The 20,247-nt window shown below is 63.9% G+C and carries 18 protein-coding genes; 8 read left to right on the forward strand and 10 right to left on the reverse strand.

The window, feature by feature from the left end; genetic code table 11:
* Positions 1–10 precede the first annotated feature (10 nt).
* Positions 11–2,032, reverse strand: a complete 2,022-nt coding sequence (locus RT582_RS00190) for an FIST N-terminal domain-containing protein (protein WP_313476097.1) — start codon at positions 2,030–2,032, stop codon at positions 11–13.
* Positions 2,033–2,361: 329 nt separating this feature from the next.
* Between RT582_RS00190 and RT582_RS00195 the strand changes: the two genes are divergently transcribed.
* Positions 2,362–3,996 (forward strand): methyl-accepting chemotaxis protein, encoded by a 1,635-nt coding sequence (locus RT582_RS00195; protein ID WP_313476100.1) that lies wholly within the window; start codon positions 2,362–2,364, stop codon positions 3,994–3,996.
* 22 nt (positions 3,997–4,018) lie between these two features.
* Here the strand turns inward: RT582_RS00195 and RT582_RS00200 are convergent, their stop codons facing one another.
* Positions 4,019–4,213 (reverse strand): hypothetical protein, encoded by a 195-nt coding sequence (locus RT582_RS00200; protein WP_017244744.1) that lies wholly within the window; start codon positions 4,211–4,213, stop codon positions 4,019–4,021.
* 222 nt (positions 4,214–4,435) lie between these two features.
* On the opposite strand from RT582_RS00200, the gene RT582_RS00205 reads away from it, so the two are divergent.
* From RT582_RS00205 to RT582_RS00225, 5 genes are all read left to right on the forward strand, one after another.
* Positions 4,436–5,353 (forward strand): aldo/keto reductase, encoded by a 918-nt coding sequence (locus RT582_RS00205; protein ID WP_313476103.1) that lies wholly within the window; start codon positions 4,436–4,438, stop codon positions 5,351–5,353.
* 7 nt (positions 5,354–5,360) lie between these two features.
* Positions 5,361–6,686 (forward strand): NTP/NDP exchange transporter, encoded by a 1,326-nt coding sequence (locus RT582_RS00210; protein ID WP_312916806.1) that lies wholly within the window; start codon positions 5,361–5,363, stop codon positions 6,684–6,686.
* Positions 6,687–6,746: 60 nt separating this feature from the next.
* Positions 6,747–7,169, forward strand: coding sequence for an HPF/RaiA family ribosome-associated protein (locus RT582_RS00215; RefSeq protein ID WP_014821952.1), 423 nt, complete (start codon positions 6,747–6,749; stop codon positions 7,167–7,169).
* Positions 7,170–7,280: 111 nt separating this feature from the next.
* Entirely contained in the window at positions 7,281–7,841 is a 561-nt protein-coding gene (locus RT582_RS00220) for a fructose-2,6-bisphosphatase (RefSeq protein WP_278361996.1), read from the forward strand.
* A gap of 127 nt (positions 7,842–7,968) precedes the next feature.
* A complete protein-coding gene (locus RT582_RS00225; protein WP_312726691.1) occupies positions 7,969–9,180 on the forward strand; it encodes an aldose 1-epimerase family protein in 1,212 nt (403 codons plus the stop codon).
* Between the two features lie 502 nt (positions 9,181–9,682).
* Here RT582_RS00225 and RT582_RS00230 read toward each other — a convergent pair.
* The 8 genes from RT582_RS00230 to RT582_RS00265 all read right to left on the reverse strand — a co-directional run bounded on the left by RT582_RS00230 (position 9,683) and on the right by RT582_RS00265 (position 17,101).
* A complete protein-coding gene (locus RT582_RS00230; RefSeq protein ID WP_014821949.1) occupies positions 9,683–9,895 on the reverse strand; it encodes a cold-shock protein in 213 nt (70 codons plus the stop codon).
* Positions 9,896–10,582: 687 nt separating this feature from the next.
* The gene (locus RT582_RS00235) at positions 10,583–12,532 is read right to left on the reverse strand and encodes a response regulator (protein WP_312916803.1); all 1,950 of its coding nucleotides are present in this window, start codon (positions 12,530–12,532) and stop codon (positions 10,583–10,585) included.
* The gene (locus tag RT582_RS00240) at positions 12,522–13,394 is read right to left on the reverse strand and encodes a sensor histidine kinase (protein WP_014821947.1); all 873 of its coding nucleotides are present in this window, start codon (positions 13,392–13,394) and stop codon (positions 12,522–12,524) included. Before RT582_RS00240 ends, RT582_RS00235 begins: the two co-directional genes overlap by 11 nt.
* A complete protein-coding gene (locus RT582_RS00245) occupies positions 13,387–14,397 on the reverse strand; it encodes an ATP-binding protein (RefSeq protein WP_312916801.1) in 1,011 nt (336 codons plus the stop codon). Before RT582_RS00245 ends, RT582_RS00240 begins: the two co-directional genes overlap by 8 nt.
* The gene (locus RT582_RS00250) at positions 14,394–14,798 is read right to left on the reverse strand and encodes an ATP-binding protein (protein ID WP_003281109.1); all 405 of its coding nucleotides are present in this window, start codon (positions 14,796–14,798) and stop codon (positions 14,394–14,396) included. Before RT582_RS00250 ends, RT582_RS00245 begins: the two co-directional genes overlap by 4 nt.
* Complete coding sequence (locus tag RT582_RS00255) at positions 14,795–15,157, reverse strand: STAS domain-containing protein (RefSeq protein ID WP_041015300.1); 363 nt, start codon at positions 15,155–15,157, stop codon at positions 14,795–14,797. The genes RT582_RS00250 and RT582_RS00255 overlap by 4 nt, the downstream gene beginning before the upstream one ends.
* On the reverse strand, positions 15,157–16,005 hold the full coding sequence (locus RT582_RS00260) for an STAS domain-containing protein (RefSeq protein ID WP_014821943.1): 849 nt from the start codon (positions 16,003–16,005) through the stop codon (positions 15,157–15,159). The genes RT582_RS00255 and RT582_RS00260 overlap by 1 nt, the downstream gene beginning before the upstream one ends.
* A gap of 196 nt (positions 16,006–16,201) precedes the next feature.
* Positions 16,202–17,101 (reverse strand): LysR family transcriptional regulator, encoded by a 900-nt coding sequence (locus tag RT582_RS00265; protein ID WP_313476108.1) that lies wholly within the window; start codon positions 17,099–17,101, stop codon positions 16,202–16,204.
* A 102-nt stretch (positions 17,102–17,203) separates the two neighbouring features.
* Here RT582_RS00265 and RT582_RS00270 point away from each other — a divergent pair, with 102 nt between their 5' ends.
* Both RT582_RS00270 and RT582_RS00275 read left to right on the forward strand, forming a co-directional pair.
* Entirely contained in the window at positions 17,204–18,442 is a 1,239-nt protein-coding gene (locus tag RT582_RS00270; protein WP_313476110.1) for a 3-hydroxyacyl-CoA dehydrogenase, read from the forward strand.
* A 2-nt stretch (positions 18,443–18,444) separates the two neighbouring features.
* The gene (locus tag RT582_RS00275; protein WP_014821940.1) at positions 18,445–20,235 is read left to right on the forward strand and encodes an acyl-CoA dehydrogenase C-terminal domain-containing protein; all 1,791 of its coding nucleotides are present in this window, start codon (positions 18,445–18,447) and stop codon (positions 20,233–20,235) included.
* Positions 20,236–20,247 lie beyond the last annotated feature (12 nt).

The following is a 20,247-nucleotide window of genomic DNA, read 5'->3' on the forward strand; positions in this document are numbered from 1 at the left end:
GCGAACAGCCTTAGCGCGCGGTCAGGCCGATCAGCCGGTCGGCGACGCCCTTGGTCTGGCGTGAGGTGCCAGCGGTGAGGTTGCTCGAGTTCTCCAGTGCATCGAGCAGCCCGGTCAGCGAGCCGACACCGGCCGATTGCGTCTCGATGTGTTGCGCCACCGCGCGAATCTCGCTGGCCAGGCGGTCGATGTCGGTGCCGATTTCCTCCGCGTTCTTGCCGGTGATCTCGGCCAGCTTGCGCACCTCATCCGCCACCACCGCAAAGCCACGGCCCATGTCGCCGGCGCGCGCCGCCTCGATCGCCGCATTGAGCGCCAGTAGGTTGGTCTGCCCGGCGATCTGCTGGATGGTCTGCACCACCGACTGGATGCGCTGACTGGACTGCGCCAGGTCGCGGGCGCTGCTGACCACCTCGTCGGCCTGGTGGACCATCTGCTTGACCGAGCTGCCGGCCTGTTCGATGACGGTGCCCTGTTGGTTGATGTTCAGCGTCAGGTCGTCCATCGAGCCGTGCAGTTCGTTGGCGCACTGGCTCAGCTGTTCGGACATGGACTGCCGCTCATGGTCGGCCTGGGACAGGACCTGGCCAAGGTCGGCCAGGCCGCGGAACACTGGGCGGATGTGTTCGTCGAGGCCATTGATGTCCACCGCGCTGCTGTAGTCCTGGCGCTTGAACTGCTCGATCTGCTTGACCACCACCTGGCTCAGACCGGTCAGCTTCTTGATCTGCCGGCGCAGGAAGAACGCCTTGAATTCGCCGTGGTAGGCGATGAAGTTGTCGGTGTACTCGTCGTGGAACTCGTCCTTGCCGTTGGTGCGGAAGAAGAACACCGCGGTGAGGGTCTGGTTGAGGTTGAGGCCGAGGATCTCGCCGAAGGTCGAGTAACCGGCCACTGGCACGTCATCGAACACCGGGTCCATGCCGCCCAGTGCCTGCTCGTTGTTCAGTCGGCGCAGGATGCAGTCGTTGAGGATGCCCACCAGCGGCTTGCCGGGCTTGTTGCGCATGAACTGCTGATAGTCGCGGCGGGTGGTTTCGGCCAGCGGGGTGCGCTTGACCATGATCAGCTCTTCGCCGGGGGCGACGTCGCAGAACAGGTGCACGCGCTCGTTGGCGAAGTCGATCTGCGAGATCGAGCGGACGAACACTTCCTCGCCGACGCGAATGGCGAAGGAGTAGTCCGAGAGCCGCTGCTCCAGCTCCTGCGGCGCGCATTTGAGCGCCTCGCACAGCGCTTGGACCATGGTGCGGATGTTGCCGCGAGCGTCGACCACCTGGCTGATGTAGCGGTCTTCCAGGGAAGCGCTGAGTACGTTCAGGCTAAGTGGCGTCGGCTCGAAGTTCTGGCTCTTGAACACGCCGAAGCGTACGTCCCGCGCGCACTTGAGAAAGACGATCAGCGCGTGGTTCTGGTAGCTGCGTTTGCCGTCATGCAGCTGGGTCTTCTGAAAATCCAGCTTGCCACCGGCTGAGCCGCCGACGAACAGGCAGGGGAAACGACCGGACTCGTACAGCGCCTCCATGAAGAAGGATTCCGAAGCGGAGAGGCCGTCGAAGAAGATGTTCGCCAGCGTGTCGCGGTAGTCGATCTTCATCGACACCTGCACCCGCTTGATCGACGCCGTGAGGCGCGCGATGCGCTCGCCCATCGACAGCCGCTGACCCTGGCCGCGGATGTCCTCGCACTCCAGCGGCACACGGACGATCTCGGCGGCGGCGATGACGCTGGCGTCGAACAGCTGCAACACCACCCGATCCCACTGCGCGCCGGTGGCACAGTAAAGCCGCTGGTCCTCGCTGGACAGCTCGCCCGCGGTGGTACACAGGCTGATCGTCGCCTGCGGAAAGCGCTGCGCTACCTGCCTGGCGACCTCATCCAGATCCACGTGCGGCGAGACGAAACCGGCAATGTAGGTCGGGTTGAAGCGCAGGGTGGTGAGCTGCTGGGCAAGCTGGTGAGCCGAGCAGAGCAGGCTCGCCGTGCCGCTGGATTGCGTGTGGCCTGGCTTGAATCGGGAGAGCGAAATCATGGGCGTTACTCGCTTTAGGAAGGGAAGCGGGAAACTCGGCCGCTCCCGCACTGATCAGCCGTCGATCAGAGGCTACATTTTTTGTTATCGGCACCCCGGCCGCGAGCTGCATGCCCGTTCGGCGCCGTCACCGTCAGCCACGTTATCGGCCGCCGGATCGAAGATCGCCATGCAACCATGGTCTTCATCCGGAAGTACTGGGTGAGGCGGCGATTCCTCTTGATGTGGCGCAACGGAAGTCGCGCGCGGCTGTGCAATTGTCGACCGGTGACCTGTTGCCGCAGTTGTTGTAGCCGATAGCCAAGGAAAGCCTCTCGAGGAGCGACGCCATGCCCCGCCTGTTCACCGATCTCGGATTCCGCTGGAAGATCACCTTGCCCATTGCGGCGCTGGCGCTGTTGCTGGTGCTGATGGGCGTTTTCGGGATGCGTGGCATCGAACGCGTGACCGACTCCAGCGAGGTCTTGGGCACGCGCCATCTGCCGGCCATCGGCCTGCTGCTCAATGCCGATCGTGACCTGTATCAGGCCTTCGTCGCCGAGCGTAGCCTGCTCGACAGCGATGCTGGCGACCATGTGCAGGCACTCAAGGCCAGCCATGCGGAAAACCTCAAGCAAGCCTACGACCGCGTGCAGAAGTACGCAGCCATGCAGCCGGGCGCCGAGGCGCTGGCGCTGGTCGAGCGGTTCAATAGCGGCTTTCAGCAGTGGTCCGCGGTATCGCAGCGGGTCATCGAGCAGGTCGATCTCGATCCTCAGGCCGCCAGCGCGCTGAGCTTTGGTGACAGCGAGGCGCGCTTCGATGCCATGCGCGATGCTATCGACAAGCTCGGCGAACTCGAAGGCGCAGCCGCCGAGGCCGAAGGCGCGGCGGCGATTGCCGAAGGCGCCGCCACATCCAGGCAGCAGACCGCGGTGCTGATCATCGGCCTGCTGGGCTGCGTGCTGTTGATACTGGGTTTGCCGATGGTGGTGTTGCATCCGATGCGCCGACTGCTCGATCGCCTGAAGCAGATCGCCGATGGCGATGGCGACCTGCGCGCCCGCCTGGAGGTGCATTCGGCTGACGAGCTGGGCCAGCTCGGCAACGCCTTCAACCGTTTTCTCGACAAACTGCAGCCGCTGATTGCCGAGGTCGGACGGGTTACCGCTGAGGTCGAGACCGCCGCGCGCGGCATGGCGGCAATGGCTGAAACCAACGATCAGCTGATCAGCAGCGAACACGCCGCGGTCGATCAGGTGACCACTGCCGCGACCGAGATGAGCGCGGCGGTGCATGAAGTCGCGCTCAATGCGCAGAACGCGTCGGACGCCGCGCGTGCGGCGGAAACCCAGTCACGCCAGGGTGCGTCGGTCGTCAGCAGTACCATCCAGTCGATCCGCCAGCTGGCCGGGGAGGTCGAAGGCGCATCGCAGGCCATCGGTGCGCTTGCCGAGGAAACCGCCAGCATCGGCGCGGTGCTGGAAGTGATTCGCGGCATCGCTGAGCAGACCAATCTGCTCGCGCTCAACGCCGCCATCGAGGCCGCGCGCGCCGGTGAGCAGGGCCGCGGTTTCGCCGTGGTGGCCGACGAGGTAAGGGCACTGGCCGCGCGCACGCAGGATTCGACCGAGGATATCCAGGCTCGCATCGAGCGCTTGCAGAGCGGCGTCGACAAGGCCGTGCAGGCCATGCAGAACGGCAGCGACAAGGCGCGAGACAGCGTCGAGCGGGCATCCGGCGTCGATCAGGTGCTGGCGGAAACGTCCGTGTCGGTGCAGCGGATCAATGACATGGCCGCCCAGATCGCCACGGCGTGCGAGGAGCAGAGCAGCGTCACCGAGGAAATCGCGCGCAACATCACCGATATCCGTGACCTGTCCAACGAGGCGGCTACCTGCTCCTCGCAAAGCATGCTCGCCAGCCAGCAGCTGTCTGGGCTATCGAAAACCCTGGCGGAGCTGGTCGGCCGTTTTCGTACCTGAGACCTGATATCTGGGCGCTGTCTTACAGCGCGCCCCACAGCAGCCGGCCCAGGCCGCTGTCGTTCGGCAGCAGAAGCAGGCTGAGAATGAACACCAACAGCAGTCCTGCGGCATAGCAGAGACTGCTCAGCCTGGAGCGTGCACGGGGCGGGCGCGACGCGGCAGGTGCTTTGCCGCCGGGGCTCGGCTGGCGCGACTGGGGTAGGTTGCAGGACATGCTCGGCTCGACAGTTATCTACCCGCCGTCAACGCAGCAGGCATCGGAAGCGGCGCAGTAAAGCGCAAATAAAGGCATATTGCCACCACCGTGGCGTCGCTTCCTTACGCCTTGCGTCGCTCTGAAACATCAGGAAAAGCTCCGTACGTCGCCGGGCCGGTATCGCGGGATGGCTCGACCATACTCAGAGGTCGATACCGCAAACGACCGGAGACCCCACCCATGCCGACGCGCCGCCAGATCATTCAACGTACAGCCGTGGCCGCAGCGATGCTGGCGCTCGGTCCGCTGTTGCCGTCGCTGGTGCGGGCAGCCGAGGTGCTGCGTCGACGCGAGATTCCTTCCACCGGCGAGATGCTACCCGTCATCGGCCTCGGCACGTCACGCACCCATGACGTGGCCCTGGACGATCCCGAGATGACGCGGCTGCTCGAGGTGCTGCGCGTGCTGGTCGATGGCGGCGCATCGCTGATCGATACCGCACCGAGCTACGGCAATGCCGAGCGCGTCGTCGGTGAGCTGGTCGAGCGCCACGGCCAGCGCGACAAGGTCTTCCTCGCCAGCAAGGTATCCTCCAGCGGTCGCGAACGCGGCATGGCGCAGATTGAAGCGAGCTTCAAGGCGCTGCAGACCGACACCATCGACCTGATCCAGGTGCACAACCTGCAGGACACCCGCACCCAGCTCGGCCTGCTGCGCGAACTCAAGCAGGAGGGGCGGGTGCGCTACATCGGCGTGACCCACTATCTGGAGTCGGCCCACGACCGCCTGCTGGAGACGCTGAAGCAGGAGAAGGTCGACTTCGTGCAGTTCAACTATTCGGTGGGCGAGCGCAACGCCGAGAAGCAGCTGCTGCCGTACTGCGCCGACCACGGCATCGCCACGCTGATCAACCGGCCGTTTACCCGTGGCAACCTGCTGTCCAGGGTCAAGGACAAGCCGCTGCCGGCCTGGGCGGTGGAGATCGATGCCAGCTCCTGGGCGCAGCTGCTGCTCAAGTTCATCCTTGCCGAGCCGGCTGTAACTGCGGTCATACCGGCGACTTCCAACCCGCGCTACATGGCCGACAACCTGCTCGCCGGCCAGGGGCGGCTGCCGGATGCGCGACAGCGGCAGATGGTCGTCGACGCCTTCCGCTGAGCGCCGAATGCCGACTTCGCTAGCCGCTCGCGGGGCCGCGCTGATCAATGCCCACCCCGGGGAACTGCGTGCCGCGCTGGCCGGGTTCAGCCTGTTCCTCTGCCTGTTCTCTGGCTACTTCATGCTGCGGCCGATTCGCGAGTCGATGGGCATTCAGGGCGGCGTCGAGAACCTGCAGTGGCTGTTTACCGCGACCTTCATCGCCATGCTGGTGGCGGTGCCACTGTTCGCCTGGCTCAACTCGCGGGTCGCGCGCATCCATTACATCGACTGGGTGTACGGCTTTTTCTGCGTCAACCTGCTCGTGTTCGCGGGGCTGTTCTTCCTGCTCGGAGACAGCGTCTGGCTGGCGCGGGTGTTCTATGTGTGGATCTCGGTCTACAACCTGTTTGTGGTCTCGGTCGCCTGGAGCCTGATGGCCGATGTGTTCGACGCGCCACAGGCGCGCCGGCTGTTCGCCTTCATCGCTGCTGGTGCCAGCGTGGGCGGGCTGGTCGGACCGGCGACGAGCGCGCTGTTGGTCGGCGTGCTCGGTCAGTTCGGGCTGATGCTGCTGGCGGCGCTTCTGCTGGTCGCGGCGGTCGCGCTCAAGCACTACCTGATGGTCTGGCGCGAGGAACGGGGTGCCGGCCGTCCCGGCGCCGAACATGCCGAAAGTCCACGGCGCCCGGTAGCGGGCAATCCATTCAGTGGCCTGACGCGGGTGCTGGGCTCGGGCTATCTGCTCGGCATCGCGGCGTTCGTGCTGCTGCTGACGACCGCCAGCACCTTTCTCTACTTCGAACAGGCAAGGCTGGTCGCCGAGCTGTTTCCGGATCGTGCCGAGCAGGTGCGGGTGTTCGGTGCGATCGATTTTGTGGTGCAGGCGGGGGCGCTGTTATCTCAGCTGTTCATCACCGGTCGCATCGCGCAGCGGCTCGGCGTGCGGATTCTGCTCGCCGCGGTGCCGGCACTGGTTTGCGTGGGCTTCATCGGCCTGGCCCTGGCGCCGACCTTTGCCGTGCTGGCCGCCGTGATGATCGTGCGTCGCGTCGGCGAATACGCCTTCGTCCGCCCGGGCCGCGAGATGCTCTTCGCGCCGCTGGATGCCGAGAGCAAGTACAAGGCGAAGAACTTCATCGACACCGTGGTCTACCGCGGCGGCGATGCCCTGAGCGGCTGGGCCAAGAGCCTGCTCGACAGTCTCGGTCAGGGCGTCTGGCTGATCGCCCTGGTCGGCGCCGTGTGCGCGGCGGTCTGGGGCTTGGTGGGCTGGTTTATCGGCGGACGGGCCGACCGCGCTGGCGCCAAGCCGGATGAGCCGCCTCGGTCGGCAACCGGACGAAGCAGCTGAACCTCGCCGACGCGCGCGCCTCGAACTCTAGTAGGTACGTCATCTATCAGGAGTAGTCGTATGCAAGTGCAGGTCAATAGCAACCACATCCCTGGCAGCGTCGAGCTGCACGAGTGGGTCGGTACGACCGTTGAGGATCGGCTCGAGCGTTTCGACGACTTCCTCACCCGAGTGGAAGTCCATGTCAGCGATGAAAACGCGCAGAAGGCCGGCGCCGATGACAAGCGTTGCCAGATCGAGGCGCGGCCCAAGGGGCATCAGGCGGTGTCGGTGACGCACAAGGCCGAGTCGCTGCAGCTGGCGGTCGATGGCGCGGCGGACAAGATGCAGCACGCGCTGGAGCATCTGATGGGCAAGCTGGACACCCGCGTACTGTCCAGCGGCGAGTTGAATGATCCGCTGCTCGACGAGCAGCCTCAGGCCGTCAAGGATGCGATGCTCGAAGAGGAATTCCTGGAAAAGCAGGACGAGCTCGACAAGTGACCCCGTCGCCCCGGCCGCGTGCCGGGGCGTTTCCACCCGCTTCATTCTCTTTCTATCCCCCTGCTGCCAGGCATGCGCCTTGGCGGCCGGGCCCGTGTATCCGGTAGCCAGATGCAGATCATCCTCGTGCGGCACGGTAGACCCGACCACGGCGCAGCGCGCTGGAGCACGCCGGTTGGCATGAAAACTTGGGTCGAGCGCTACAACGCTGCGGAGGTCGTCGCCGCCGAGCGCCCGGACAGTCTGGTCGCGCTGGCAGGCTCGGTTGGCATCGTGGTCTGCAGCTCCCTGCAGCGCTGCATCGAATCGCGCTCGCATCTGGAATGCGACTGCTGTGAACTGCCTGATCCGCTGTTCGTCGAGCCGCACCTGCCGTATCCCGAGTGGGGCCTGCCGCTGTTGCCGTCGCGCTTCTGGCGCCTGGCGTTTCGCACCGCCTGGTTTCTCGGCTTCGCCAGCCATACCGAGCACATCCGCGAATCCACCAGGCGTGCCAGCGCAGCGGCCGATCGGTTGATCGAGCTGGCCGAGGCCAATGAAAGCGTGTTGCTGATGGGGCACAAGATCATGAATGCGCTGATCGCCCGGCAACTTCGTCAGCGCGGCTGGCTTGGCCCCGCACTGCCGCTGCTCACCGGCTACTGGCAGTCGAGTCGCTACAGCAAGGGCTGAAGCCAAGCTAGAGCACTCCGTCCAGCTGCGTTCCGCCTCCCTTCAGTCATTCGGCAACCGCTTTGGCTTGCCAGATGAAACGTTTCAGCTACCTTGAGCAGGAGTCATAACAACAAAGGGAACCCCCATGACCCGTTTGCAGCTTCTCCTCGGCCTGGGCATCTGCCTGGCCACCCCTGCCATGGCCTGGGAACAGGTGCTGATCGACCACGACAAACCGGCGAAGAACTGGCGCATCACCAGCGAAGAGCTGGGCATCGACGCGCCGACGCCATTTTCGGTCAGCATGCGTACCTTGCATGGCGGCCGGCAGGAAGGCGTCAGCCTGATTGAGATCGACAACGGCAGCATGCGCATGACCGTTGTGCCCACGCGCGGCATGAACGTGCTGGAAGCGGTGGCCGGCGAGGTACGCCTGGGCTGGGATTCGCCGGTGGATGAAGTGGTTAACCCGGCCTTTATCGAGCTCAACGGGCGCGGCGGGCTGGGCTGGCTCGAGGGCTTCAATGAACTGGTCACCCGTTGCGGCTTCGAGTGGGTCGGCCACCCCGGCGAAGACAATGGCGAACTGCTCACGCTGCATGGCCGTGCGGCGAACATTCCGGCCTCGCGGGTGGTGCTGCAGATCGACGAGAAGCCGCCCTATGCCATTCGCTTGCGTGGCGAGCTGCAGGAGAAGGCCTTCAAGAAACTCGACTTCGCAATCCTCACCGAGCTCAGCACAGAGCCCGGCCGCACCGGATTCTCGTTGCACGACACGCTGACCAATCAGGGCGACTACGCCAAGGAATACCAGGTGCTGTACCACACCAATTTCGGCACGCCGCTGCTGGAGGAGGGCGCGCGCTTCGTGGCGCCGGTCAAGCAGGTCTCACCGTTCAACCCCCGCGCGGCGAAGGAGCTGAGCGACTGGCAGCGCTATCGCGGCCCAACCAGGGACTACGACGAGACGGTGTTCAACGTGGTGCCCTATGCGGACGAACAGGGCCAGACCCTGACCATGCTGCACAACCGCGCCGGCAATCTCGGCGTCAGTGCCGGCTTCAATACTGCCGAGCTACCGGTGTTCTCGCTGTGGAAGAACACCGATACCGAGAAGCAGGGCTACGTGACCGGCCTCGAACCGGGTACCAGCTTTTCCTACAACCGCCGCTATCAACGGCCGTTGGGATTGGTGCCGAAGATTGAGCCAGGTGAGCAGAAGCATTTTCGCGTGAGTTACGAGCTGCTGGTCAATAGCGCCGCAGTCGACGCCGCGCGCAAACGGATCGAAGCGGTACAGGCCGGTCGCGACACTGAAATTCGTGACGAGCCGCTGGTTGACCTGTCGAAGGACTAATACGTCTGCTGGACAGGTTTCGCGCGTTTTGGATCTCGTCGCAGCGATGCACCGTCGATTACGATGCATCGCTTGCTCAGGATGGCTCTACGTCGGGCCTTTCAGGGCGACTGCGAGGCGTTCCTTGGGTCTGAAAGTTCCCCGGCTCCTGCAGCTATAGCAAAAGGCTTACAAGAGGCTGCGGCGTTCGACCCTTTTACCGTCCACGGCGTGTAATTAATCTACACCCACTCTGAAGCGCAGGACGCGCTCAGGATCAGGAAGATCGACCATCGCCAGGACGGCAATCGAAGGGAATTCGGAAAGGTCAGAAAAAACCCGCTTCGGCGGGTTTTTGCTTTTCTGAGGAATTCATATGCCGCTGGTGCTGAACGTCGACCGCGCCTATTTGCGACATTCAGAACTAGCACCATTATTTTCCGATCATGGGAAAAGCCGTTGCGTCAGATATTACGGACGAAAAAAAGCCCCGCCGAAGCGGGGCTTTTTTGTATCAGGCGTCTTAGGAGACTTGAACCTGATCAGCCTGCATCCCTTTCTGGCCTTTGGTAGCCATGAAAGAGACCGCTTGGCCTTCGCTCAGGCTTTTGAAGCCTGTGCTTTCGATTGAACGATAATGAACGAACAGATCTTCGCTGCCATCGGTCGGCGTAATAAAGCCGAAACCTTTTTCATCGTTGAACCATTTGACTGTGCCATTTTGACGAGTAGACATGAGTATCTCCCAAGGTGTTTTAAGGCTGCAGCACTGAAGCATTCGGTGCCGAGACTGAGAAGCGAGAAGCAAAACGAACCGAGGAGATGAAACAGAGAAACATCATGCCGGGTGTCGAAGTGTTAATTGCGAAGCAGTGGGGGCGAATATACGTAGATTTAAGTATATGTACAGCTTTTATTTGCAATTTAAATAAATTGGCCTCTTTAAGTAAGCTCGCGAACTCGAATATTTAGGGTTTAACTAGTTGTTAATTATCAATATTGTATGAGCCTATGGAGGCAAGAGAAATAATTCAACAAAAGTTCCACGCTAATAATTTGTAGCGGGAGCATTGCTTGCCGACAAAGCAGCGGGGGTGCGTGGCCGCGCAAAGGCGGCCTTCTGTCCCTCCAGGCTGGTAAGCGCGACAGTGAAACGACACGTTCGTTTTAGCTATAGCGAAAGGCTTACAAGAATCCCGGTTTTTGGCTCTTCATTGCCTGCGGCCTGATGATTAATCTATGCCCATTCTGAAGCGCAGGACGTGCTCAGGATCAGGATGATCGACCATCGCCAGGAAGGCAGCCGGAAGGATTCGGATAGGTCAGAAAGAACCCGCTTCGGCGGGTTTTTTGTTGCCCGCGCCATGCGCATCAAGCGCAGATCGGTGATTTTTAAGCGGCGGTGGATAGCCGATCGGCAACATCAGGCTTCGTCGAGGAGGCCGCGGATCTTGATCAACAGGTCTGCACCTTCGAACGGCTTGAGTACCAGCTCCATGCGCTCATCGACAAAGCCCTCGCGACTGGATGCGCTCTCCGCATAGCCGGTCATCAGCACCACCGGCAATGTCGGGCGCTCGCGGCGTGCCCATTCGGCCAGCTGGCGACCGGAAAGACGGGGTAGCCCGACATCGGTCAGCAGCAGGTCAATTGACGGGTCGGCCTCGAGCAGAGACTGGGCGGTTTCCACGTCTCCCGCCTGGCTGCAGCGGTAGCCGGCTTCGATCAGCGTCTCGGCGATCAGCATGCGCACGCTGGGCATGTCTTCCACCACCAGCACGTGCTCGTGGCCGACCAGCCGCATCGAACTATCCGGCGCTGCGGCGGGCGTCGCTGCCTGTTCGCCGTTGGCGGCGGGCAGCAGGAGGGTGACTTCGGTTCCGGCGCCGAGCGTGCTGCGAATGCTCGCATCGCCACCCGACTGCAGGGCAAACCCGTAGATGCTCGATAGCCCCAGCCCTGTGCCGCGGCCCTGCGGCTTGGTGGTAAAAAAGGGATCGAAGACCTTGTCCAGCACGCCGGGATCGATACCCGTTCCGTCATCGCTCACGCACAGCCCGATGTAGCGCCCTGGCGCGAGTTCCGCCTTCTGGCCGCCATCCGAAGGGAACGTACTGATGCGGATATGCCCGCCTTCGGGCAACGCATCGCGGGCGTTGATCACCAGATTGAGCAGGGCGCTCTCGAACTGGCTGACGTCCACGCGCGCCACCGCGGGCTCGGCGGTGAAGTCGAAGGTCAGCGTGATGCGTTCGCCGATGGTGCGCCGCAGCAGGTCTTGCAGCGAGCGAATGCGTTCGTTGATATCCAGCGCCCGCGCATCCAGCGGCTGTTTGCGAGCGAATGCCAGCAGGCGATTGGTCAGCGACGCTGCACTGCGCGCCGAGCTGAGCGAGGCATCGGCAAAGCGCAGCACGCTGTCGGCGCGGCCTTCGATGATGCGCTGCTTCATCAGCTCGATGCCGGTGATGATGCCGGTGAGCAGGTTGTTGAAGTCGTGGGCGATACCGCCAGTGAGTTTGCCCAGGGCGTCCATCTTCTGCGCCTGCAGCAGCTGCTCTTCGGTGCGCGCTCGCTCGGCGACCTCGTGGGCGAGCTGACTGGTGGTAGTCGCGATTTCCTGGCGCTGTGCGCGTTCACGCAGACGCTGTTCGGTTACGTCCTCAACGAACACCAGGCCCAGGCCCTGTGCGCGGTACGGGGAAATCTGCCACTCGGTCTCGCGGGTCTCGCCGTTGACCTGCATTTGCAGCGGCGTATGCCAGCGCTCGCCGGCCTGAAGATGTGCGCTCAGCTCGGCGAGAATCGTCTCCTGCCCGGCGGCGACGCTTTGCGACAGGGGCGAAGCCGGGCTGGCACCGCCAATCAGCAGTTCGAACGCGTGATTGCACTCGTGCAGCTGCAACTCGGCGTCGAGCACCGCGATGGGCGCGGCGACATGGAAGAAGATTTCCCGGAAGCGCGCCTCGCTGTCACGCAGTGCGCGCTCGGTATCGCGCACCCGCAGCAGGGTGCGCAGCGTCGCCAGCAGCACGTCGGGATCGACCGGGTGGATCAGGTAGGCATCGCCGCCGGCATCGAGGCCGGTGATGATGTCGTTGGTCTCGATGGAGGCGGCGGACACGTGAATCAGCGGCAGCAGGGCGGTGTTCGCATCGGCGCGCAGCTGGCGGGCGATGTCGAAGCCGCTCATGTCCGGCAGGTTGACGTCGAGGATCAGCGCATCCGGCGCGGCGTTGGCCACCAGTTCCAGGCCTTCGCTGCCGGTGCCGGCTTCCAGCACCTGATAGCCATGGCGTTCCAGTACCCGGCGCATCGCATAGCGCGTCGGCACGTTGTCGTCGACGATCAACAGACGGCTGTCACGCTCCATCGGAAGGCTCCGTATCAATCGCCAGAGGCAGAACTACATAGAACTCTGAGCCCTTGCCTGGTTCGCTTTCCACACCGACACGGCCGCCGAGCAGTTCGGCGAAACGCTTGCATAACGCCAGGCCGAGGCCGGTTCCGCGCAGGCGCTTCTGCAGCGGTGAGTCGACCTGGGCGAAATCTTCGAAAAGCCGGTCGTGCAGCTCGGGGGCAATGCCGATACCGGTGTCGCTGACGGCGAAGCGGACCTGCTGCGGGTTTTCCATCCGTGCCGACACGCGCACCACCCCCTGAGGCGTGAACTTCACCGCGTTGGAGATGAAGTTGCGCAGGATCTGCGCCAGCTTCTTGTCATCGGTATAGAGCCGCGGAATGCCTTCGGGCTCTTCGAAGATGAGGTCGATCGGCGAGCCCTCGACGATGGGGCGGAACATGCCGCGCAACGCCGAGAACAAGTCGAGCATGTCGAACCAGGCCGGGGAAATGCTGACGCGGCCGGCTTCGATCTTGGCCAGGTCGAGCAGATCATCGACCATTTCGCTCAGCTCGCTGGCGGCCGAGCTGACGAAACGCACCTGCGTGTGCTGTTCCGGGCTCAACGGGCCGTCCAGTTCGTCGCTGAGCAGGCGGGTGATGCTGAGGATCGAGCCCAGCGGCGTACGGAACTCGTGGCTCATGTACGACAGAAAGCGACTCTTCAGGTCCGAGGCCTGGCGCAGCTGCTCGGCCTGGGTGTCCAGCTCGGCATACAGCGCCAGTACACCCTGATTGGTTTCTTCCAGTTCGGCGCGCAGCGATTCATTCGCCCGGCGCAGCTGTTCGAGCTGGCCGGCGTCGCCGGTCTCGGGGGACGTCGGATCAGCCACGGGGAGCCTCCAGATTGAGTGCCAGCACGGTCACGTCGTCGCGACCGCGGCAGAAGTCGCGATGCAGCAGTGCGGCAATGATGGCCGGGTGACGGTGAACGAGACCGGGGTAGTCGCGCAGATTCCAGCGTGTTTGCAGGCCATCGCTGTAGAGCACCAGGAGCCGCGCCTCGCCCAGCGGGTAGTCGAAGACATGCGCCTTGCGAAAGCGCACGCCGACGATGCCGGGATGCGAGGCCAGGCCACGCGAGCCCTCGCTAGCGATCAGGCTGGCGCCGATATTGCCGATGCCGGCGAAATCCAGCGTCTGACGCTGGCCGTCGAAGTGCGCGATGGCTGCGGCGCCGCCGCGAGTGCCGTTCATCGCCTGGTGCATGTTGCTGAACAGGGCGAAGGGGGAATCCAGTGGGGATTCTGCAAACGCCACCGCACCTGCCAGCGCGGCCTGCTGGGCAAGCTCGCCATGGCCGATGCCATCGATGACCAGGGCACTGCAGCGCTGCCCATCGAAGGCCAGCTGCCAGGCGTCGCCACAGGCTGTTTCGCCTGGATAGGGATGCTGACTGACGCCGTAGCGCCACGGCGGCGGCTGCGCGCCGCGAGGAAACAGCTGCGCCAGCACCACCGAGCCGCGGGTATCGGAATAGGCATCGAACACCTGGGCCTGACGCGCCAGCGCGCCGAGCCCGATGCCCTGGGTGCCGCGGGTGGAAAATCCGTCGGTCAGGCATTGATCAAGGTCGAAGCCCGGTCCGCGGTCGACCGCGATGATTTCGACGCCGCGCCCCTCTCGTCCAGGAATTACGCGAAGGTGCAGTTCGCCGCGCCCGGCGTGCTTGAGCAGGTTACTGCCCAGCTCGGTGGCGAGCAGGGCGGCGCGCCCGGCATCGGTGGTGTCGAAGTCGTGCTGTTCGGCCAGCCGCTGGGCGACCCGGCGGGCGTGGCCGATCTGGCTGTTGTCTTCGATCAGCAGGACCTGGGTGACGCTTCCCTGAACGTTCATGTCCACCGCGTAATGGTGATTCGGGTGCCCGCGCCGACCGTGCTGTCGAGTTCGAACTCGTCAACCAGCCGCTTGGCGCCGGTCAGCCCCAGGCCGAGGCCGCTACCGGATGTCCAGCCGTCGGTCATGGCCAGCTTGATGTCGGCGATGCCCGGGCCTTCGTCGCGGAAGGTCAGGCGCACGCCGACCCGCGTGCCATCCTCGATCAGCTGCCAATCCATGTCGCCACCGCCGCCGTAGACCACGGTGTTGCGCGCCAGCTCGCTGACCGCCGTGACCAGCTTGGTCTGGTCGATCAGGCGCATGGCGCATTCCTGGGTCAGCTTGCGCACGGTCTGCCGCGCCAGCACGACATCCTGTTCGAGGCGCACCGGCTGGCTGCCGCTGCTGCGCACGATCATTGCGCGGCCACGCGGGCGCGCAGCAGCTGCATGCCGCGCTCGACGTTCAGCGCGGTGCTGACGCCGGGCAGTTCGAGACCGAGTTCGACCAGGGTGATGGCCACGGCCGGCTGCATGCCGACCACTACGGTCTCGGCGTCCATGATCCGTGACAGGCCGGAGATGGTGCCGATCATGCGGCCGATGAAGGAGTCGACCATGTCCAGTGCGGAGATATCGATCAGCACGGCCTTTGCCGACGTCGCGCTGATGCGTTCGGCCAGGTCGTCCTGCAGGGTCATCGCCAGTTGGTCGTGCATGTCGACCTGGATGGTGACGAGCAGAAACTCGCCCATCCGCAGAATGGGTATGCGATCCATTAGACGGCCTTCGTCACGGTGAGGCCGGAACGGCGCAGGGCCAGGGCCAGGGCGTCGGCCAGGCTGGCCTTGGTGACGATGCCTTGCAGGTCCAGGCCCAGGTGCACGATGGTCTGCGCGATCTGTGGACGCACGCCGCTGATGATGCAGTCGGCACCCATCAGGCGAATCGCGGTGACCGTCTTCAGCAGATGTTGGGCGACCAGGGTGTCGACCGTCGGCACACCGGTGATATCGATGATGGCGATTTCCGAACCGGTATCGACGATGCGCTGCAGCAGCGACTCCATCACCACCTGGGTGCGCTGCGAGTCGAGGGTGCCGATCATCGGCAGGGCGAGCACGCCGTCCCACAGCTTGACCACCGGGGTCGACAGCTCCAGCAACTCTTCCTGCTGACGCTTGATCACTTCTTCGCGGGACTTCTGGAAGGTGCGCACGGTGTAAAGCCCGAGGCTGTCGATCAGCTCGGATACCGCCCACAGCTGCTCGGCGAATACTGCCGGTTCGTTGGCGTATTCGCTCTGCAGCAGGGTCATCAGCGGACGCTTGATGGCGAAGATGAAACCAGCGGTCTGTTGCGAATCCATGCCAAGCAGGGCGCGGCTGCGCGAGAGTTTTTCCAGGTACAGGCGCATGCTGTCCCAGGCCGGACCGTTGATATCGGCCGAGCCGTCTGCCGTTCCGCTGATCAGCTGACGGATGAAGTCGACGGTCTGCTGGGCCAGTTCTTCGGGCTTGACGTTGTGATAGCCGCCCAGATTCTGCAGGTCGGACTTCCAGCTGCTGAGCAGTTCGGCCTGATTGCGAGTGATGGTGTCGGTGGTACGTTGCAGCAGGGCCGCCATAGGTCTAGCTCCGGATTTGATTTGATCGTCCATGTTCACCATGGCGCATTAGCAAGAGTAGATATCCACCTTGCTGCGATGTTCCGCGCAGCCGGCCGCAGTCGCCTGCTTTCGGGAAATTCCCGACGGAAAAGCTGGGAGATACTAGCAAATGGATATTAGCCAGGCGTGAGATTCGTTGCGCTCGATTCGCGCCTCAGCCAGGCGCCACGGCGTCGATCTGTTCGATCAGCCATTGCAGCGCCGAGTCGTTCTGTCGCTGTGCGACGCTGACGATATCCAGCGCGAAGGTGCCGAGATCGAACGGCAGATCGAAGGTTTGCAGGGGTAGCAGCGTGGCGAAATAGCGCGCCAACTGGGTCGGCAGTACGGCAGCGAGGTTGCTGCTGGCGACGATATGCGCGGCCTGCAGGTAGTTCGGCGTGGTGTAGACAACCTTGCGTCCAAGCCCTTGGGCTTCCAGCCACTGGTCGACCATGCCGCGGGTCTGGCCACCATGCACCCACAGGTGGCGCAGGCGCAGAAAGGCATCCAGATCCAGCCCCGCCGTCAGCAGCGGGTGGTCGCGCCGCGCCGCCACCTGCAGCGTCTCGCTGGCCCAGCGACGTACGTGAAAGCGTGACGGCACTTCGAGAAAGCGCCCGAGCACCAGGTCGACCTCGCCGTTGTCCAGCGCTTCGACCGGCAGCGTCGGCGTCAGGTGCTGGATCGCCAGCTGGATGCCGGGTGCGTGCTCGGCCAGCCGCCGCATCAGCGCGGGCATGCAGATCAGCTCCACATAGTCGGTCACGGCGATGCGGAAACGCTGGTGGCTGCGCGCCGGATCGAAGGCTTCGCCGGCAATCAGGCTGTGCTCGATCTGCTGCAGCGCGTGACGGATCGGTGCTTCCAGTGCCAGCGCCCTTGGTGTCGGCTGCATGGCTCGGCCGGCACGCACCAGCAGCGGGTCGTCGAGCAACTCACGCAAGCGATTGAGCGCGTTGCTGACTGCCGGCTGGCTGAGCGACAGCCGCTCCGCCGCCCGCGAGACGTTGCGCTCGCGCAGCAGGGCGTCCAGCACACGGAGCAGGTTGAGGTCGAAGTTGTAGATATTCATTTGGTGAATTCGAAACATCACAAGACTAAATTTCAAAAATAGTAGCGTCTTCGTCTATGGTTGGTCTCCAGTTTTTCCAGCCTTGCAACGAGGACAGCTGCAATGAGCCAAGACCGCTTCGATATCCAGACCGCCGCCGTGATCGGGGCGGGCACCATGGGCCGCGGGATCGTCATGAGCCTGGCCAACGCCGGCGTGCAGGTGCTGTGGCTGGACAACAACCCCGAGATGCTGGAACAGGCGCTGGGCGTGGTGGCCGACACCTACGCGCACAACGTGCGGCAGGGCCGGATCGACGAGACTCAGGCGCAGGCGCGCCGGGCCTGCGTCAGCAAGGCGGCCGATTACCAGGCGCTGGCCGATGTGGATCTGGTGATCGAGGCGGTCTACGAAAACCTCGAGCTCAAGCAGAATATCTTCCGCGAGTTGGATGGCATCGTGAAGCCGAGCGGCATCCTTGCCAGCAATACCTCCGCGCTGGATATCGACGCCATCGCTGCTGTCACCGGCCGCCCGGAACAGGTGGTGGGGCTGCACTTCTTCAGCCCGGCGCACATCATGAAGCTGCTGGAGATCGTCCGCGGCGCGAAGACTTCCAAAGCGGTGCTTGAGGCCTCCACCGCGCTCGGCAAGCGTATGGGCAAGGTCAGTGTGGTCGCCGGAAACTGCCCGGGCTTCATCGGCAACCGCATGCTCGCCACCTACGTGCGCGAGGCGCGGATGATGCTGCTCGAAGGCGCCTATCCGCATCAGGTGGACGCCGCGCTGCAGGGCTTCGGTTTTGCCATGGGCCCGTTCCGCATGTACGACGTGGTGGGCATCGACCTGGAATGGCGCGCCCGCGAATTGTCCGGCAAGGGCCAGGACGAGCCCGAGGTGCAGGTCGACAATCGTCTCTGCGAGCTGGGCCGCTTCGGCCAAAAATCGCGCACGGGCTACTACCGCTATGCCGAGGGCAGCCGCCAGGCCGAGCACGATCCTGAAGTGGATGCGCTGGTGCAGCGTGAGTCCGAGCGGCTCGGCTATGAGCGTCGCGAGATTGGCAGTGAGGAAATCCTCGAGCGCTGCCTGCTGGCACTCGTCAACGAAGGCGCGAAGATCCTCGAGGAAGGCATGGCCGAGTCCAGCGCCGATATCGACACCGTCTACCTCTACGGTTACGGCTTTCCTGCCGAAGTCGGTGGGCCGATGACCTGGGCCGATCGTCAGGGCCTGCCGGCCATTCGTGATCGCCTGAACGCCCTGGCTGAGCAGTACGGCGAGCACTGGAAGCCTGCCGAGCTGATCGACAGCCTGGCGACGCTCGGCGGCCGCTTCGTCGATTACAAGAAGGAGGCTTGAGCATGGAATACAAGGCCCCGCTGCGTGACATGCGCTTCGTGTTGCACGAACTGTTCGATGCCACCGGCCATTGTGAATTGCTGGGCAACGGCCTGGACCGCGAGCTGATCGACGGCGTACTGGAAGAGGCCGCCCGCTACACCGGCGGCGAAATCGCGCCGCTCAATCGCAACAGCGACGAAGAGGGCGTGACCCTGGAAAACGGCGAAGTCCGCACGCCACAGGGCTTCGTCGAGGCGTATCGACAGTACGTCGACAACGGCTGGGCGAGCATGACCGGGCCGACCGAATACGGTGGCCAGGGCTTCCCACAGCTGGTGGCCTGCAACTTCCACGAGATGCTGATGGGCGCTTCACTGTCCTTCCGCATCTATTCCGGCCTGACCGAAGGTGCGGTGCTCGCGCTGTACAAGCACGGCAGCGACGAGTTGAAAGATGCCTATCTGGAGAAGCTGGTCAGCGGCAGCTGGAGCGGCACCATGTGCCTGACCGAACCGCAGGCCGGCACCGATCTGGCGCTGTTGCGCACCCGCGCCGAACCCCAGGCGGACGGCAGCTACAAGGTCAGCGGCAGCAAGATCTTCATCTCCGGTGGTGAGCACGACATGAGCGAGAACATCGTGCACCTGGTGCTGGCGCGCCTGCCGGATGCGCCGGCCGGCGTGAAGGGCATCAGCCTGTTGCTTGTGCCCAAGTTCATCGCCAGCGCTGACGGTACGCCGGGCGAGCGTAACGCGCTGTCCTGCGGTGCCATCGAGCACAAGATGGGCATCAAGGGCGCCGCTACCTGCGTGATGAACTTCGATGACGCCACCGGTTGGATCGTTGGCGAGCCCAACCAGGGCCTGGCATGCATGTTCACCATGATGAACGACGCACGGTTCCAGGTCGGGCTGCAGGGGCTTGGCATTGCCGAACAGGCTTATCAGGGCTCGCTGGCCTATGCCCGCGAGCGCCTGCAGTCTCGTGGGCTGGCAGGCGCGCAGCATCCGGACAAGCCAGCCGACCCGATCATCGTGCACCCCGACGTGCGCCGCATGCTGCTGACGCAAAAGACGCTGGTCGAAGGCAGCCGCATGCTGGCGGCCTACTGCGCCCGGCAGCTGGACCTCGAGCATGGCCATCCCGAGCCGAGCTACCGCAAGGCGGCGAGCAAGCGCGCTGCGCTGCTGATCCCCATCGTCAAGGCGTTCTTCACCGACATGGGTCAGGAGGTGGCGAGCCTCGGCGTGCAGGTCTACGGCGGCCACGGCTATATCCGCGAATGGGGCATGGAACAGCTGATGCGCGACAGCCGCATCACCCAGCTCTATGAAGGCACCAACGGCATTCAGGCGCTGGATTACATCCGCCGCAAGCTGCTCGGCGACGGCGGCGCGGAACTGTCGGCGCTGCAGGCGGAATTCAGCGAGATTTGCGACCGGCAGATCGATCGCCCGGCGCTGCACGCTCTGGCCAGCAAGGTGCAGGCACGTATCGGCGAATGGCGCGAGCTGAGTGCCGAGATCATTGCGGCGACCGGGCGCGACCCACAGGAGATCGGCGCGGTGTCGGTGGACTTCCTCCAGTACTCTGCCTATGTCTTGTTGGCCGGGCTGTGGCTGCAGTCCGCGGCGCGCGCGCAGGATGCGTTGGAGCAGGGTACGGGTGAAGAGGCGTTCTATCAGGCCAAGCTAGCCAGTGCGGACTTCTATCTGCGTCGTGTACTGCCGCGGGCCAGTGCGCATCGGGAAGCGATTCAGGGTGGGGCCGAATGTTTGATGGCGCTGCCGGAGACGGATTTTGCGTTTTGAGTGAGGTTGGAA

The organism is Stutzerimonas kunmingensis, assembly GCF_032106285.1.
GTDB lineage: Bacteria > Pseudomonadota > Gammaproteobacteria > Pseudomonadales > Pseudomonadaceae > Stutzerimonas > Stutzerimonas kunmingensis_B.

Bases quoted from the DNA above. Each gene is read 5' to 3' on its own strand.
- RT582_RS00190 (WP_313476097.1), bottom strand. From the start codon at position 2,032: ATGATTTCGCTCTCCCGATTCAAGCCAGGCCACACGCAATCCAGCGGC.
- RT582_RS00195 (WP_313476100.1), top strand. From the start codon at position 2,362: ATGCCCCGCCTGTTCACCGATCTCGGATTCCGCTGGAAGATCACCTTG.
- RT582_RS00200 (WP_017244744.1), bottom strand. From the start codon at position 4,213: ATGTCCTGCAACCTACCCCAGTCGCGCCAGCCGAGCCCCGGCGGCAAA.
- RT582_RS00205 (WP_313476103.1), top strand. From the start codon at position 4,436: ATGCCGACGCGCCGCCAGATCATTCAACGTACAGCCGTGGCCGCAGCG.
- RT582_RS00210 (WP_312916806.1), top strand. From the start codon at position 5,361: ATGCCGACTTCGCTAGCCGCTCGCGGGGCCGCGCTGATCAATGCCCAC.
- RT582_RS00215 (WP_014821952.1), top strand. From the start codon at position 6,747: ATGCAAGTGCAGGTCAATAGCAACCACATCCCTGGCAGCGTCGAGCTG.
- RT582_RS00220 (WP_278361996.1), top strand. From the start codon at position 7,281: ATGCAGATCATCCTCGTGCGGCACGGTAGACCCGACCACGGCGCAGCG.
- RT582_RS00225 (WP_312726691.1), top strand. From the start codon at position 7,969: ATGACCCGTTTGCAGCTTCTCCTCGGCCTGGGCATCTGCCTGGCCACC.
- RT582_RS00230 (WP_014821949.1), bottom strand. From the start codon at position 9,895: ATGTCTACTCGTCAAAATGGCACAGTCAAATGGTTCAACGATGAAAAA.
- RT582_RS00235 (WP_312916803.1), bottom strand. From the start codon at position 12,532: ATGGAGCGTGACAGCCGTCTGTTGATCGTCGACGACAACGTGCCGACG.
- RT582_RS00245 (WP_312916801.1), bottom strand. From the start codon at position 14,397: ATGAACGTTCAGGGAAGCGTCACCCAGGTCCTGCTGATCGAAGACAAC.
- RT582_RS00250 (WP_003281109.1), bottom strand. From the start codon at position 14,798: ATGATCGTGCGCAGCAGCGGCAGCCAGCCGGTGCGCCTCGAACAGGAT.
- RT582_RS00255 (WP_041015300.1), bottom strand. From the start codon at position 15,157: ATGGATCGCATACCCATTCTGCGGATGGGCGAGTTTCTGCTCGTCACC.
- RT582_RS00260 (WP_014821943.1), bottom strand. From the start codon at position 16,005: ATGGCGGCCCTGCTGCAACGTACCACCGACACCATCACTCGCAATCAG.
- RT582_RS00265 (WP_313476108.1), bottom strand. From the start codon at position 17,101: ATGAATATCTACAACTTCGACCTCAACCTGCTCCGTGTGCTGGACGCC.
- RT582_RS00270 (WP_313476110.1), top strand. From the start codon at position 17,204: ATGAGCCAAGACCGCTTCGATATCCAGACCGCCGCCGTGATCGGGGCG.
- RT582_RS00275 (WP_014821940.1), top strand. From the start codon at position 18,445: ATGGAATACAAGGCCCCGCTGCGTGACATGCGCTTCGTGTTGCACGAA.